Origin of the sequence: Streptomyces marincola, assembly GCF_020410765.1 — a bacterium.
Classification (GTDB): domain Bacteria; phylum Actinomycetota; class Actinomycetes; order Streptomycetales; family Streptomycetaceae; genus Streptomyces; species Streptomyces marincola.
Genome location: NZ_CP084541.1, coordinates 6,455,959 through 6,470,988 on the forward strand (window position 1 = coordinate 6,455,959; position 15,030 = coordinate 6,470,988).

8 protein-coding genes and 1 pseudogene are annotated in these 15,030 nt (G+C 73.7%); 7 read left to right on the top strand and 2 right to left on the bottom strand.

Features of this window, described 5'->3' with window-relative positions; translation table 11 throughout:
- Nucleotides 1-57 precede the first annotated feature (57 nt).
- The 3 genes and pseudogenes from LC193_RS28195 to LC193_RS28205 all read left to right on the top strand — a co-directional run.
- Nucleotides 58-7,284 (top strand): annotated as a pseudogene (locus LC193_RS28195) (SDR family NAD(P)-dependent oxidoreductase); the annotation flags it as partial.
- A 97-nt stretch (nt 7,285-7,381) separates the two neighbouring features.
- Nucleotides 7,382-8,311, top strand: a complete 930-nt coding sequence (locus LC193_RS28200) for an SDR family NAD(P)-dependent oxidoreductase (protein ID WP_226078204.1) — start codon at nt 7,382-7,384, stop codon at nt 8,309-8,311.
- A gap of 335 nt (nt 8,312-8,646) precedes the next feature.
- Nucleotides 8,647-9,681: a ParB/RepB/Spo0J family partition protein gene (locus tag LC193_RS28205; protein ID WP_226078205.1), complete on the top strand. Its 1,035-nt coding sequence runs from the start codon at nt 8,647-8,649 to the stop codon at nt 9,679-9,681.
- 67 nt (nt 9,682-9,748) lie between these two features.
- On the opposite strand, the gene phzG is transcribed toward LC193_RS28205, so the two are convergent.
- Together phzG and LC193_RS28215 are read right to left on the bottom strand one after the other, a co-directional pair.
- A complete protein-coding gene (phzG, locus tag LC193_RS28210) occupies nt 9,749-10,396 on the bottom strand; it encodes a phenazine biosynthesis FMN-dependent oxidase PhzG (protein ID WP_226078206.1) in 648 nt (215 codons plus the stop codon).
- A gap of 13 nt (nt 10,397-10,409) precedes the next feature.
- Nucleotides 10,410-10,901, bottom strand: a complete 492-nt coding sequence (locus tag LC193_RS28215) for a PhzA/PhzB family protein (RefSeq protein ID WP_226078207.1) — start codon at nt 10,899-10,901, stop codon at nt 10,410-10,412.
- 239 nt (nt 10,902-11,140) lie between these two features.
- Between LC193_RS28215 and LC193_RS28220 the strand changes: the two genes are divergently transcribed.
- From LC193_RS28220 to LC193_RS28235, 4 genes are read left to right on the top strand one after another with little or no spacing between them, the layout of a single operon-like run.
- A complete protein-coding gene (locus tag LC193_RS28220) occupies nt 11,141-12,169 on the top strand; it encodes an acetylserotonin O-methyltransferase (RefSeq protein ID WP_226078208.1) in 1,029 nt (342 codons plus the stop codon).
- Nucleotides 12,166-12,789 (top strand): isochorismatase family protein, encoded by a 624-nt coding sequence (locus LC193_RS28225; RefSeq protein WP_226078209.1) that lies wholly within the window; start codon nt 12,166-12,168, stop codon nt 12,787-12,789. Before LC193_RS28220 ends, LC193_RS28225 begins: the two co-directional genes overlap by 4 nt.
- Nucleotides 12,786-14,702 carry an anthranilate synthase family protein gene (locus LC193_RS28230; RefSeq protein WP_226078210.1) on the top strand — a complete coding sequence of 639 codons (1,917 nt, stop codon included), beginning with the start codon at nt 12,786-12,788 and terminating at the stop codon, nt 14,700-14,702. The genes LC193_RS28225 and LC193_RS28230 overlap by 4 nt, the downstream gene beginning before the upstream one ends.
- Nucleotides 14,699-15,028: a hypothetical protein gene (locus LC193_RS28235; protein WP_226078211.1), complete on the top strand. Its 330-nt coding sequence runs from the start codon at nt 14,699-14,701 to the stop codon at nt 15,026-15,028. Before LC193_RS28230 ends, LC193_RS28235 begins: the two co-directional genes overlap by 4 nt.
- Nucleotides 15,029-15,030 lie beyond the last annotated feature (2 nt).

Consider the following 15,030-nt stretch of genomic DNA (forward strand, 5'->3'; position numbering starts at 1 on the left):
CCCCCTCCCACGACACGGCCTGAATTAGGTGACTTAGGGATGAACAACGAAGACAAGCTCCGTGAGTACCTCAAGCGGGCGACGGCGGACCTGCGCCAGGTCCGGCGGCGGGTCAAGGAGCTGGAGGAGCACCAGCCGATCGCCATCGTCGGCATGGCCTGCCGGTTCCCCGGCGGCGTCGAGTCCCCCGAGGACCTGTGGCGGGTCGTCCGCGACGAGGTGGACGCGGTCGACAAGTTCCCCACCGACCGGGACTGGGACCTGGAAAGCCTCTACGACCCGGACCCGGAGCAGCCGGGCAAGAGCTACGTCGTCGAGGGCGGCTTCCTGCGGGACGCCACCTCCTTCGACCCCGCGCCCTTCGGCATCAGCCCGCGTGAGGCGCTGGCGATGGACCCGCAGCAGCGGCTGCTGCTTGAGACGTCGTGGGAGGCGTTCGAACGGGCGGGCATACCGCCCACCGGGCTGCGCGGCAGCCAGATCGGCGTCTTCGCGGGCACCCTGCCCTCCGAGTACACCAGCCGCATCGTCAGCGCCCCGGACGAGATCGAGATCTTCCTCGGCACGGGCAACTCGCCCAGCGTGGTGTCGGGGCGGATCGCCTACACCCTGGGCCTCGAAGGACCAGCCGTCTCGCTCGACACGGCCTGCTCCTCCTCGCTGGTGGCCATGCACCTCGCGGCGCAGGCGTTGCGCAACGGCGAGTGCTCTCTCGCCCTGGCGGGCGGCGTCACGGTCATGAGCACCCCGACCAGCTTCGTTCTCCAGAGCCGCCTCAAAGGCGCCTCGGCGGACGGCCGCTGCCGGGCCTTCTCGGCGGCGGCCGACGGCTTCGGCCCGGGCGAGGGCGTCGGCATGGTCGTCCTCGAACGACTGTCCGACGCGCGGCGGAACGGCCACCAGGTGCTCGCCGTCATCCGTGGCTCGGCGGTCAACCAGGACGGCGCCAGTAACGGTCTGACCGCGCCGAACGGCCCCTCGCAGCAGCGCGTCATCCGACAGGCGCTGGCCAACGCCGGTCTTTCGGCCGCCGACGTGGACGCGGTCGAGGCGCACGGCACGGGCACCACGCTGGGCGACCCGATCGAGGCCCAGGCACTGATCGCCACCTACGGCCAGGGCCGTCCTGAGGACCGGCCGCTGTGGCTGGGCTCGGTGAAGTCGAACATCGGCCACGCCCAGGCCGCCGCCGGAGTCGCGGGCGTCATCAAGATGGTGATGGCGATGCGGGAAGGCGTGCTGCCGCGCACCTTGCACGTCGACGAGCCGACTCCCAAGGTCGACTGGTCGGCCGGAGCCGTGGAACTCCTCACCCGTTCCCGCCCGTGGCCCGCCGGTGAGCGGCCTCGCCGCGCCGGCGTCTCCTCGTTCGGCATCAGCGGCACCAACTCCCACCTGATCGTGGAGGAGGCACCGGCCGACGCCGCCGCCGACGGGCCCGTCGTTCCCCCGGCCGGGGACGCGCCGCGCGCCTGGACGGCGCCGTTGCTGCCCTGGATCGTCTCCGCCCGGGGCGCCGCGGCGCTGGCCGCGCAGGCCGAGCGCGTGGCCGACGCGGCCGAGCGCGCCGAACCCGCCGACATCGGCTGGAGCCTCATCACGGGCCGCGCGGCACTGGAGCACCGGGCGGTCGTCTGGGGTGCGGAGCGGGGCGAGCTGGTCAGCGGGCTCCGGGCCGTCGCGGCGGACAGCCCGGCGGTCAACGCCACGCACGGCACCGGTGCCGAGGACACCGGCCTGCTGTTTGTGTTCCCGGGGCAGGGGTCGCAGTGGGTGGGTATGGGGCGTGGGTTGTTGGAGTGCTCGCCGGTGTTCGCGGCGCGGTTGGGTGAGTGCGGGGAGGCGTTGGCGCCGTTCGTGGAGTGGTCGTTGGTCGAGGTGCTGCGGGGTGCGGATGAGAGCTGGCTGGAGCGGGTGGATGTGGTTCAGCCGGTGCTGTGGGGGGTGATGGTGTCGTTGGCGGCGGTGTGGGAGTCGGTGGGTGTGGTGCCCTCTGCGGTCGTGGGGCATTCCCAGGGCGAGATCGCCGCCGCGGTGGTGGCGGGTGCGTTGTCGCTGGCGGATGGCGCGCGGGTGGTGGCGCTGCGCTCGCTCGCGATTCGTGAGTTGGCCGGTGGCGGGGGCATGGTGTCCCTGGCTGCGGGTGCGGGGCGGGTGGAGGAGTTGCTGGCTGAGGCTGGTGCGGGTGGGGTGTCGGTGGCGGCGTTGAACGGGCCGTCGGCGACGGTGGTGGCGGGTGATGTGGCGGGGCTCGACGCGGTGATCGCTGCCGCTGAGGCGGCGGGGGTGCGGGCGCGTCGGGTGCCGGTGGACTACGCCTCCCACTCCCCGCACGTCGAGGCGATCGAGGAGCGGATCCTGGCCGACCTCGCCCCCATCGAGCCCCGTTCGTCTCGGGTGCCGTTGGTGTCGGCGGTGTCGGGTGAGGTGCTGGACACGGCCGGGATGGATGCGGGGTACTGGTATCGGAATCTGCGGCAGCCGGTGCGGTTCGCCGACGCGGTGGGCACGGCTCTGTCGTTGGGGTTCCGGTCGGTGGTTGAGGTCAGCGCCCACCCGGTGCTGACGATGAGCGTGCAGGAGATCGCGGAGTCCGCGGGCGCGCAGGACGCCGTGGTGGTGGGCACGCTGCGCCGCAACGAGGACGAGGCCGCGCGGTTGGTGGCTTCCGCTGCCGAACTGTGGGTCAACGGCGCCACCGTGGACTGGGCGGCGTTCTACGCCGGGCGCGCCGTGCACCGCGTGGACCTGCCCACCTACGCCTTCCAGCGCTCTCCCTACTGGCTGGACAGCGGCGCCCAGGACGTGGACGTCAGCGGTGCCGGTCTGCGCGCCGCCGAGCACCCGTTGCTCGGTGCCTCGGTCACGCTGGCCGTGGACGGCGGTGTGCTGCTGACGGGGCGGTTGTCGTCGCGTACGCATCCGTGGCTGGCGGATCACGCGGTGAACGGCACGGTGCTGCTGCCGGGGACGGGTTTTGTCGAGTTGGCGTTGCGTGCGGGTGATGAGGTCGGCTGCGGTCAGCTGCGGGAACTGACGCTTCAGGCGCCGCTGCTGCTGCCGGATGAGGGGGGCGTTCAGCTTCAGGTCGTGGTCGGTGTGCCGGGTGAGGACGGGCGCAGGAGCGTGCACGTGTACTCGCGTGCCGAGGACGCCGATCCGGCACTGCCCTGGACCTGCCACGGCGAAGGCATCCTGACCGACGAGCCGCACACCGGCGGCACCGAGGACCTCACGAACTGGCCGCCGCAGGGCGCGGAACCGGTCGACGTCTCCGCCTTCTACCCGGCCGCCGCCGAGGCCGGCTACGAGTACGGGCCGGTGTTCCAAGGGCTGCGCGCCGCCTGGCGGCGCGGCGAGGAGATCTACGCCGAGGTCGCCCTGCCGGAGACGGCGCAGGCCGACGCCGCCCGCTTCGGCATCCACCCCGCCCTGCTCGACGCCGCACTCCACGCGAACGCCGTGGCCGCGTCCGACGAGGCCAGGGACACGCTGCTGCTGCCGTTCGCCTGGACCGGCGTGTCCCTGCACGCCACCGGCGCGGCGCGGCTGCGGGTGCGCCTCAAGTCGGCCGGCCCCGAGGAAGTCTCCCTGCTGGTGGCGGACTCCTCGGGCCGGACCGTCGCGCGCGCCGAATCGCTGGTGCTGCGGCCGGTCACCGCCGGCCAGCTCGCCGCGGACGACCAGGCGGGGGCCGAGTCCCTGTTCCGCGTGGACTGGACCGGCCTGCCCATCGACACCGACAGCGTGCCCTTCGGCGTGTGGGCGGTGCTGGGCGATGAGGCGTTCGGCGTCGGGGCCGCCGTGCACGCGGCCGGCCTGGCCATCGACGCCTATCCCGACCTGGACTCCCTGCGCGCCGTGCTCGACGCCGGGGTGCCCGCGCCCGCCGTCATGCTGCTGACCTGCCCGCCCGGCGAGCCGGCGGGTGAGGCGAGCCCCGACGTCGTCGTGGACGTCCTGCGCGTCGCCCAGGAATGGCTGGCCGACGAACGGCTGACCGAGACCCGGCTGGTCGTGGTCACCCAGGGAGCGATCGCCACCGGCCCGGGGCAGGAGGTCACCGACCTCCGCAACGCCCCGCTCTGGGGCCTGCTGCGCTCGGCGCAGTCCGAACACCCCGACCGCTTCCTGCTGCTCGATGTCGATCCCGCGACCGGTGCGGAGCAGGAACTGGTCGCCGCCGTGCTCGCCGCCATGGCCGCGAGCGAGCCGCAGGTGGCGATCCGCGCCGCGCAGGCCCTGGTGCCCCGCCTGGTGCGGGCGCACGGCGGCGCGCTGGCCCCGCCGGCCGACGCGACCGCCTGGGCGCTGCGCGCCACGGGCTCGGGCACCCTGGAGGACCTGGCCCTGGTCGCGACGCCCGAGGCCCACGACCCGCTCGCCCCGAACGAGGTGCGCGTCGCCGTCCGGGCGGCCGGCCTCAACTTCCGCGACGTGCTGCTCGGCCTCGGCATGTACCCGGAGGAGGCGCCGCTGGGCAGCGAGGCCGCCGGTGTGGTGGTCGAGGTCGGCGCCGATGTGACCGGCCTGGCCGTGGGCGACCGGGTGATGGGCCTGATCCCCAAGGGCTTCGGCCCCCTGGCGATCACCCCGGCACGCGCCGTGGTCCGCGTCCCCGAGGGGTGGTCGTTCGAGCAGGCGGCGTCGGTGCCGGTGGCGTTCGTGACCGCGTACTACGGCCTGGTGGACCTGGCCGGGCTGCGGGCGGGGGAGTCGGTGCTGGTCCACGCTGCCGCGGGCGGTGTGGGCATGGCGGCGGTGCAGCTCGCGCAGCACCTGGGGGCGACGGTGTTCGCCACCGCGAGCGAGGCCAAGCAGGCGACCGTGCGGGAGCTGGGGGTGCCGGTGGAGCGGATCGCGTCCTCGCGCGATCTGGACTTCCGCGACACCTTCCTCGCCGCGACCGACGGCGCCGGTGTGGATGTGGTGCTGGACTCGCTGGCGCGGGAGTTCGTGGACGCCTCCCTCGAACTGCTGCCGCGCGGCGGCCGGTTCACCTCCATGGGCAAGACCGACATCCGCGACCCGGAACAGGTCGCCGCCGACCACCCCGGAGTCCGCTACCGGGCCTACGACCTCGGGGACGCCGGCGAGCAGCGGGTCGGCGAGATCCTGGCCGAGATCGTGCGGCTCTTCGAGACGGGAGCCCTGCGTCCGCTGCCGATCACCATGTGGGATGTGCGGCGGGCGCCGGAGGCGTTCCGTTTCATGTCGCAGGCCAAGCACATCGGGAAGATCGTGCTCACCGTGCCGCCCGCCCTCGACCCGCAGGGCACGGTGCTGATCACCGGCGGCACCGGAACGCTCGGCTCGATCCTCGCCCGCCACCTGGTCACCGAGCGCGGCGTGCGGTCCCTCGTGCTCACCAGCCGCAGGGGTCTTGAGACGCCGGGCGCGGCCGAACTGGCCGCCGAGCTGGCCGAGTCGGGGGCCCGCGTGGAGATCGCCGCCTGCGACGCGGCCGACCGCGGCGAACTGGCCGCCGTCCTGTCCGCCATCCCGGCCGAACACCCGCTGACCGGCGTCGTCCACGCCGCGGGCGTGCTGGACGACGGCGTCCTCGCCTCGCTCACCGAGGAGCAGGTCCACCGCGTGTGGCGGCCCAAGGTCGACGCCGCGCTGAACCTGCACGAGCTGACGCGCGACGCCGACCTGTCCATGTTCGCTCTCTACTCCTCGGCCGCCGGTGTCTTCGGCGGCCCGGGGCAGGGCAACTACGCGGCGGCCAACGCCTTCCTCGACGCCCTGGCCCACCACCGGCGCGCCCGGGGGCTGCCCGCCACCTCGCTCGTGTGGGGGTTCTGGGCGGACGCGAGCGGCATGACCGGGCACCTCGGCGGACGCGACCGGGACCGGATCTCGGGCAACGGACTCGTGCCCCTGACCGCCCAGGAGGGCAACGCCCTGTTCGACGCGGCCGTCCGCACCGACGAGGCCCTGCTGGTCACCGCGCGCCTCGACCTCGCGGGCATCCGCGGCCTGGCCGCCGCGGCCGGCTCGGCGGCGAGCCTGCCCGCGATGATGCGGGCACTGATCCGCCCGCCCGCGCAGCGCCGTTCCGTGGAGCGCGCGACCGGCGGCGCCGCCGCGACCACCGACGCCGGGGCGCTGAACGCCCGGCTCGCCGGCCTGGACGAGGCCGCACGCGAGCAGGCGCTGCTCGCCCTGGTCCGCGACCACGTCGCGGTGGTGCTCGGCTTCGCCGACGCCGAAGGCATCGACACCGGGCGGGAGTTCCTGGCCCTCGGGTTCGACTCGCTCACCGCCGTGGAGCTGCGCAACCGCCTCAACGCCGCGACCGGCCTCGAACTGGCGCCCACGCTGATCTTCGAGCACCCGACGCCCCTCGCGCTGGCCCGGCACCTGACGGAAGAACTGCGCGACACCCTGGCCTCCGGCGCGGCACCCGTGGCGGCGGCTCCCGCCGCGCCCCCGGCGCCGGAGTCGATCAGCGCGATGTGGCAGACGCAGTTCGCCGCGGGACGCGGCCCCCAGCTGCACGAGGTCATGCTGCAACTGGCCGAGTTCCGCCCGAGGTTCACCTCGGCCGAGGACATCGCCGAGCTGCCGCGCCTGACCCCGCTGGCCCGCGGCCCGCGGCTGCCGCGGCTGGTGTGCGTGCCGACCTTCGCGTGGAAGCCGAGCCCCTACCAGTACTCGACGTTCGCGGCCGGCTTCACCGGGAACCGGTCCCTGTCCGTGCTCGCGCTGCCCGGTTTCAAGAGCGGCGAGCAACTGCCCAGCGGGCTCGACGCGCTCGTCGACGCCCAGGCCGAGGCGATCCGCCGGGAGATGGGCGACGATCCGTTCGTCGTGGTCGGCTACTCCATCGGCGGCTTCCTCGCCAACGCCATCACCCACCGGCTCGAACAGGCCGGTTCCGGCCCGGCCGCCCTGGTGATGATCGACACCCACTGGATGGACCTCTACGGCTACAACGAGGACGACCCGTGGGTGAAGAACATCGCCAGCGGCGTGCTCGACCGCGGCAGCCAGCAGGACCAGCTCGGCGAGGACTGGGGCGACGCGTGGGTGACCGCGCGGGCCCGGTACATGGGCATGCGGTTCGAGCCCCGGCAGGTGGCCGCGGAAACGCTGCTCCTGCGGGCGAGCGAACGCATCGACCCGGACGCGGAAGGAGAGGACTCGGTGGCCGACTGGAAGCACCCGCACACGTCGATCGCCGTGCCGGGCAACCACTTCTCCGTGATCGAGGGGCCGGGCGGCACGCACACCGCCGGAGTCCTGGACGAGTGGCTGCGCCAGCGGTTCGAGGCGTGAGCAGCCCGGTCCCGCGGCCCCGCCCGGGACCAACGGCGGCCGGCGCGGGCGAGAGCCCGCCGGCCGCGCACAGCAGCGAAGCAGAAGGGAGCACACCGTGCTCGAACTGGCCGGGCGGACCGCGTTCATCACCGGTGCCGCCCAGGGAATCGGCCTCGGCATCGCCCGCGCCTTCGCCCGGGAGGGCGTCGGACTCGCGATCACCGACATCGACCAGGAGGCACTGGACAAGGCGGAAGCCGAACTGTCCGCACTCACCACCGTGGCGGCCTTCCGCCTCGACGTGCGCGACCGCGCGGCGTTCGCGAGCGTCGCGGACGCGGCGGAGGCGCGCGTCGGCCCGGTGACGCTGCTGGTCAACAACGCCGGCATCGGCGGGCCGCTGTCGATCGCCGAGATGTCCTACGAGCTGTGGGACCTCTACGTGGGCATCAACATCGGCGGGGTGATCAACGGAATCCAGACGTTCCTGCCGCGCATCATCGCGCGCGGCGAGCCGGGGCACGTGGTGAACACCGCCTCCGCGGTCGGTCTCGCCCCCGCGGGCGGCTCGACCATCTACGAGACGTCGAAGACCGCGGTGGTCGGACTCTCCGAGTCCCTCGGCAAGCAACTCGCCCTGGAGGGCCACCCGGTCGGCGTCACGGTCCTGTGCCCCGGCGTGGTGGCGACGAACCTGGCCGCCACCTCGCGCACGGCCAGGGACGGCGCCGCCCCGCGCCCCGAGGCGTCCGCCGAGGAGCGGGAGCGCGACGAGCGGCGCGAGCGGGACGAGACCAGCTTCCTGCGCAACCTCGGCATGGACCCGGACGCGGCAGGCCCCATGGTGGTGGCCGCGGTGAAGGCCGGCGCGCCCTACGCCATCACCGACCGGAGCGCGGCCGGGCAGCTCACCCAGCGGGCGAAAGCGCTGTTCAGCGCGTTGCCGCCGGCCACGGAACTCGACCACAAACTGGACGTGTTCATGGCCGCGCAGCGGCGGCGGATGGCCCAGGGGCCGGCCGGCGAAGCCGGCCCCCCGCGCTGACCCGCGGCCCTCCCGCCCGCGGCGCCGTCCGCCCCGACCGGGGCGGACGGCGCCGCCGGTAGGGCGCTCCGCACGGCACAACCGCCCCACGAGTGCACTCGGGCCCCAGTGCCAGGACTTTGATTTCAGCGAAAATTAACCCCCTGCGGCGGGGTTATTCCCGGAGTTCTCCAGGGGATCATCTGGAATGGTGTCTCGTGGCGCAGCGGCCGGGCCTGCCGCGTCGCCGACGCCGAGCGACGTTTCCGTGGCGGCGCCCGAGCCTGCTGACGGCATGTGACCATCCGAGCGTGATCGAGCGAACATGCCGTCGGAAGGCCATGAAGGAGCCCTCAATGAGCCGCAATATCGTGCCGCCCCGTGCCGCCGTTCAGCCAGGAGACGACTTCGCATTCCTGCGCGCCAGGTGGGCGCGCGTGCTTTCGGCCATCGAAATGGTGCCCGTCGCCGCGCTCACCGCCGCCGATTCGCCGCGTTCCTCGGCCGAGGACCAGGTGCACGTGAAAGTACTCGCCGAATCGGAGGGGGAGTTACCGCCCATCATCGTCCACCGGCCCACCATGCGCGTGATTGACGGAAGGCACCGGCTGCGGGTGGCGGGCGATTCGGGCAGAACGTGGATAGCCGTCCGGTTCTTCGACGGATCGGAGAGCGAGGCGTTCGCCCTGTCCGTGGAGCGGAACACGCGCCACGGCCTTCCGCTGACCCTTTCCGAACGCACGGCGGCGGCGCGGCGCATCCTCGCCTCCCACCCGGAATGGTCGGACGGCGTGGTCGCCGCCATCGCGGCGCTCTCCACGAAGACGGTCCGCACGCTGCGGCGCGACACGGCCGCCGGCGTGCTCCCCGCCGCCGTCAGGGTGGGGAGGGACGGCAGGGCGCGCCCCGTCGACAGCACGGCCGGGCGGCTGCGGGCGGCCGAGGTGATCAGGGAGAATCCCGGGGCATCGCTCCGAGCGGTCGCCAGGGAGGCCGGCATATCGCCGTGGACGGTGCGGGACGTCAGGGAACGGCTGCGGCGGGGCGATGACCCGCTGCCCGCGGGCCGGTCCGGGCCCAGACCGGAAAGCCCCTCAAGACCGCTGCTGCGCGCCGTCCCCGACCCCCGGCCGGCCAGGGGCGCGCGGGAGGAGCCCCACCGGCTCGACGGGCTGCTCGGCGACCCGGCCCTGAAATACTCCGACCAGGGGCGCTTCCTGCTGCGCGTCCTGGCCGCCAACGCCCTGTCGGACGAGAAGCGCGACGCGCTCGTCCGCAGCGTCCCGCCGCACTGGCGCGGTGCCGTTCACCGGCTGGCCGTCGAATACGCCGACTTCTGGCGGGACTTCGCGCTGCGGGTGCGCCCGGGAGGCGAGCCGGGCGCCCGGTGACCGGGCTGCTGGGCGTCGCGCGCCACCGCGGGGCCTCGGCCCCGCGGTGGCGCGGAAGGCCGCGGCCTCACGGCTGGAGGCGGGTGACGCGCCAGCCTTCCGCCTCGCCCGCGTCCCTGTCGTACCGCAGCCGGCGGTGCAGGCGGTCGGGGGCGGCCGACCAGAACTCCACCGACTCGGGGCCGAGCAGGTAGCCGGCGAACCTCGCCGGGCGGGGCAGCGGCGCGCCCGCCGCCTCAAGGCGGCGGGCCCGGCCGCGCAGCGCCTCGGCGTCCCCCAGCGGCTCGCTCTGGTGGGACAGGTGCGACATGGGGTGCAGCGGGACGGGGCGCGCCGCCCACAGTGCGTCGGACTCCTCGTCGCCGAGCCGGGCGACCGGCCCCGACAGCACGACCTGCTGGCTGGTCTCCCGCCAGTACAGCAGGCCCGACGCCCAGCCCGTCGCCTCCATCTCGCGCCCCTTGCGGCTGGTGGCGTGCGTGCTGAAGACGAGGCCGGCGTCGTCGAGCCGGGTCACGGTCACCATGCGGTTGGAGGCCCGGCCGTCCCGGTCCGAGGTGGCGAGCGCCATGGAGCGGGGCTCGCGGACGCCGCGCTCGGTGGCCTCGGCCAGCCAGCGCCGGACGAGCCCCAGGGGGCGGTCGGGCGGCGCGTCGTACTCGGGGAAGTCGAGGCCGACCGTGCCGGTGAGGGATTCGAACCTGCTTGAGTCCACGGGGCCGCTCCGCTCAGGTGGGGATTCCTTCCCTGCGGATCTCGGGCACGGCGATCCCCAGGGCGCGGAACTGCTGGCACGGGTTCATGAACTCCCGCTGCTGCTTGATCTTTCCCCCTTCGAACAGGAACGAATGGAGGAAGTGGTTGCGGTAGTGTCCCTCGGGGTAGCCGGGGAACAGGATTTTCCCCTCGCCGTCGCATTCGACCCAGAACCGGTTGGGGTCCTGGGTGTCGAAAATCTCGATGTTGATCCACGCCCAGTCCGGGAAGCACCTGAGCGACCAAACGGCGTGATCGCCGAGCCGGTCGCGCCCGCGAATGACGATCGGCTCACCGCTCTCCGTCGTCCACAGCCCGCCCGTCCCGTCCTCGGTGAACAGCAAGTGGCGGCGCAGGCGGTCCTGGCCCCGCGTGTTCATGTACTGCTCGACAATGGCGCGATTGTGGTCGCGCAGTTCCTTTTCGTCGACCGGGGGATGGGCGGGCGCGATGTCGTTGGTCATGGCTTTCCCGTCTTCCTTCCACGTCACGTCACCTGCCGAGGAGCCGGCAGACCGGGTCATGATTCCCCCACGTGCCCTGTGCGGGCGAACCGCCGGCTGGACACCCCGCGCGCCGGGACGCGGCGCCCCGATGTCCAACCAGGTCAACGTCCCGCGTTGGACTCGCGGTCCTGTGGTTGGACGGCACCACCGCTCCTAGCATGAGCCGACGTCATATGACCCTGCCCGGGGAGAAACACGTGACCACCGATTTCAAAGCCGTTCAGGCGGCTGTCGAACTGATATCCGGCGGCTGGCGCGCGCAGGCCGTTCACACCGCCGCGAAACTCCGGTTACCCGACCACATAGCGGCGGGCGTGACCACGGACGCCGGACTCGCGGCGGCGACCGGCGCGCGGGAGGACGGCATCCGCCGCCTCATGCGGCTCCTCGTCGCGGTGGGCCTGTTCGAGGGCGGCCCCAGCGCCGGCTACCGCAACACCCCGGTGAGCGCGACGCTGCTCGACGCCCCCGGCAGCCTGCGCGACATGTGCCTGCTGTACGGCGAGGAGTTCTACACGGCCTGGGGCCACGCGGCCGAGAGCATCAGCACCGTGACGTCCGGCTTCGAACTCGCCTACGGCCGCCCCCTCTACGCGCACCTCGACGAGCACCCCGGCCTCGCGGACCGCTTCCAGCGCGCGATGGTGGCAGGCAACCTCTTCTTCGACAGTGTCCCCGAGGTCTTCGACTTCACCGGAGGCAAGACGATCGTCGACTGCGGCGGGGGCAACGGCCACCTGCTCTCGGTGATCCTCGACGCCGTGCCCGACGCCCGCGGCACCCTCCTCGACCGGGAGCACGTCATCCCCCTCGCCCGCGCGAACCTCTCCCGCACCATCGGGCTCGACCGCGTGGAACTCGTCGGCGGCGACATGTTCGAAGCGGTTCCCGAGGGCGGTGACGTCTACGTCTTCTGCCGGGTGCTGGCCGGCTGGCACGACGACGACGCGGTCGCGGCGTTCGCCCACTGCCGGCGGGCGATCACCGACCCCTCCGCCCGGCTGCTGGTCCTCGACCGGATGGTGGTGGACGAGGAGTCGAGCGTGCTGCCCGCCCTGTGGGACCTCCACCTGCTGATGACGACCGGCGGACGGCACCGCGGCGTCGAGGAGTTCACCTCGCTGCTCGACCGCGCCGGCTGGCAGGTCGAGCGCGCCGCCGCGCTGCCCATGGAGACCACAGCCCTGGTCGCCGCGCCGCGCTCCGGCCGGGTCGCGGCCCGATGACCGGCATCCCCGCCATCGCCCCCTACCCGCTGCCCACCGAGCCGGGCCCGCCCGGCAACCGCGCGCACTGGCGCGTGCGGCCGGAACGCGCGGTGCTGCTCGTGCACGACATGCAGCGCTACTTCCTGCGGCCCTTCCCTGAACCGCTGCGGTCCGAGCTGGTGCGCAACGCCGGCACGCTCCGCGCGCGCTGCGCCGCCCTGGGCGTGCCCGTGGCCTACACGGCCCAGCCCGGCCGGATGACCGACGAGGAACGCGGCCTGCTCAAAGACTTCTGGGGCCCGGGCATGCGCACCGAGCCCGCCGACCGCGACGTGGTCGCGGAACTCGCCCCCGCGCCGGGCGACTGGACGTTCACCAAGTGGCGCTACAGCGCCTTCCACCGCACCGACCTGCTCGCGCGCCTGCGCGCCGCGGGCCGCGACCAGCTCGTGCTGTGCGGGGTCTACGCCCACGTCGGGGTGCTGGCGACCGCGCTCGACGCCTACGCGCACGACATCGAGCCGTTCCTCGTCGCCGACGCGCTCGGCGACTTCTCCGAGGCCCACCACCGGATGGCCCTCGACTACGCGGCCCAGCGCTGCGGCATGGTCCTCGCGACCGGGGCGGTGCTGCCATGACCGCCCACACCCCCGCTCCGCGCCCGGAGGCGCCGCGGGCCGCCGGCACCCCCGACCTGCTCGACCGCCTCCTGACCGCCGCGGCGCCCCACGCGCCGTTCGCGCTGCTGCACCGCCCGGAGAGCGGCACCGCCGGCGTCGTCGACGTGCTGACCGGCGACATCACCCACCCGCGGACGCTGGCGGACCTCCCCCTCGACGACGACCGCGCGGAGGGGCACGGAACGCTGCTCCTTGTGCCCTACCGGCAGCTCGCCGAACGCGGATACCCCGCACCCGACGACGGCGCCCCGCTGGTCGCGATGGCCATCACGGACCGGGAGGAGGTGCCGCTGCCCGACGTGCTCGCCCGCGTCCCCCACGTGCCGGCCGAGGTGGCGTCGCACGGCTTCGACGAGGACGACGACGCCTACGCGGACACCGTCCGCCGCGTCGTCACGGACGAGATCGGCACCGGCGAGGGCGCCAACTTCGTCATCAAACGCTCCTTCCGCGCCGACATCCGGGCCTTCTCGCCGCGGCACGCGCTCTCCTTCTTCCGCAGCCTGCTCCGCCGCGAACAGGGCGCCTACTGGACGTTCGTCATCCACACCGGGCAGCGGACGCTCGTCGGCGCCACCCCCGAGCGCCACGTCTCCCTGCGCGGCGGCACCGCCACGATGAACCCCGTCAGCGGCACCTACCGCTACCCCGCCACCGGGCCCACGCTCCCCGGGCTCACCGCGTTCCTCGCGGACGAGAAGGAGACCGACGAGCTGTACATGGTCGTCGACGAGGAACTCAAGATGATGGCGCGCCTGTGCGACGGCGGGGCCCGCATCAAGGGCCCCTACCTGAAGGAGATGGCACGGCTGGCCCACACCGAATACCTCATCGAGGGCCGCACCCGGCGCGACGTGCGCGAGATCCTGCGCGAGACGATGTTCGCGCCCACCGTCACCGGAAGCCCGCTGGAGAGCGCGGCCCGCGTCATCAGCCGCCACGAGCCGGAGGGGCGCGGGTACTACAGCGGCGTGGCCGCGCTCATCGGCCGCGACCGCGCGGGGGACCGCACCCTCGACTCCGCGATCCTCATCCGCACCGCCGACATCGATCCGCGCGGGCACACGCGCATCGACGTCGGCGCCACCCTGGTGCGCCACTCGGTACCCGCGGCCGAGGCCGCCGAGACCCGCGCCAAATCGGCGGCCCTGCTCGACGCGCTGAAGTCGGGGGACAGCGGCCGGCTGGGCAGGCACCCCGACGTCCGCGCGGCCCTGCGGCGGCGCAACGACGGCATCGCGGACTTCTGGCTGAGCGGCGGCGGCGCACGAGGCGTCGCGGCGCCGCGCCTGGCCGGCGTGAGCGCGCTGGTCGTCGACGCCGAGGACACCTTCACCGCGATGATCCGGCACCAGCTGTCCGCCATCGGCCTCGACGTGACCGTCCGCCGCTTCGACGAGCCCTACACGTTCGACGGACACGACCTCGTGGTGATGGGACCGGGACCCGGCGACCCGCGCCGGGACGCCGACCCCAAGATCCGCCACCTGGCCGCCGCGATCGACGCCCTCCTCGCCGAACGCCGCGCCTTCCTCGCGGTGTGCCTGAGCCACCAGGTCCTCAGCAGGCGCCTCGGCCTCCACCTCACGCGCCTGGCCGCTCCCCACCAGGGCACGCGCCGCAGGATCGACCTCTTCGGCTCCGCCGAGCGCGTCGGCTACTACAACACGTTCGCCGCGCGCAGCGCCGAGGACAAGTGGGAGGTGGCGGGCACCGGTGTCGTGGACGTCAGCAGGGACGCGCGGACCGGCGAGGTGCACGCCCTGCGCGGACCGCACTTCGCGTCCGTCCAGTTCCACGCCGAATCCGTGCTGACCGTCGACGGCCCCCGCATCCTGGCCCGGCTCATCCAGGGGGTGCTCGACCGATGAGGGCGGAGCTCGTCTGGTGGGAGCTGGACGGCACCGGCCGGACCATCGACTCCCTGAACGAGCACCTGCGCACGGGCGCGGTCGAGCCCTGGGCGCAGGTGCCCGGCCTGCGCCTGAAGCTGTGGATCGCCGACCGCGCGGGCAACCGGTGGGGCGCGGTGATGATCTGGGAGAACGAGCGCCCCGCACACCTGCCACCCAACCTCGCGGCCGGACTGATCGGCCGCCCGCCGACCCACCGCCTCGCCTTCGACGTCGAAGCCGCGGTCGAGGGCCACTGGTCACCTGCCGGTCCCGGCGAGCCGGGCCCGGCCCCACCGAGGTAGGA

Coding starts and splice junctions, on each gene's coding strand:
- LC193_RS28205 (WP_226078205.1), top strand. CDS start 8,647: ATGAGCCGCAATATCGTGCCGCCCCGTGCCGCCGTTCAGCCAGGAGAC.
- LC193_RS28215 (WP_226078207.1), bottom strand. CDS start 10,901: ATGACCAACGACATCGCGCCCGCCCATCCCCCGGTCGACGAAAAGGAA.
- LC193_RS28225 (WP_226078209.1), top strand. CDS start 12,166: ATGACCGGCATCCCCGCCATCGCCCCCTACCCGCTGCCCACCGAGCCG.
- LC193_RS28230 (WP_226078210.1), top strand. CDS start 12,786: ATGACCGCCCACACCCCCGCTCCGCGCCCGGAGGCGCCGCGGGCCGCC.
- LC193_RS28235 (WP_226078211.1), top strand. CDS start 14,699: ATGAGGGCGGAGCTCGTCTGGTGGGAGCTGGACGGCACCGGCCGGACC.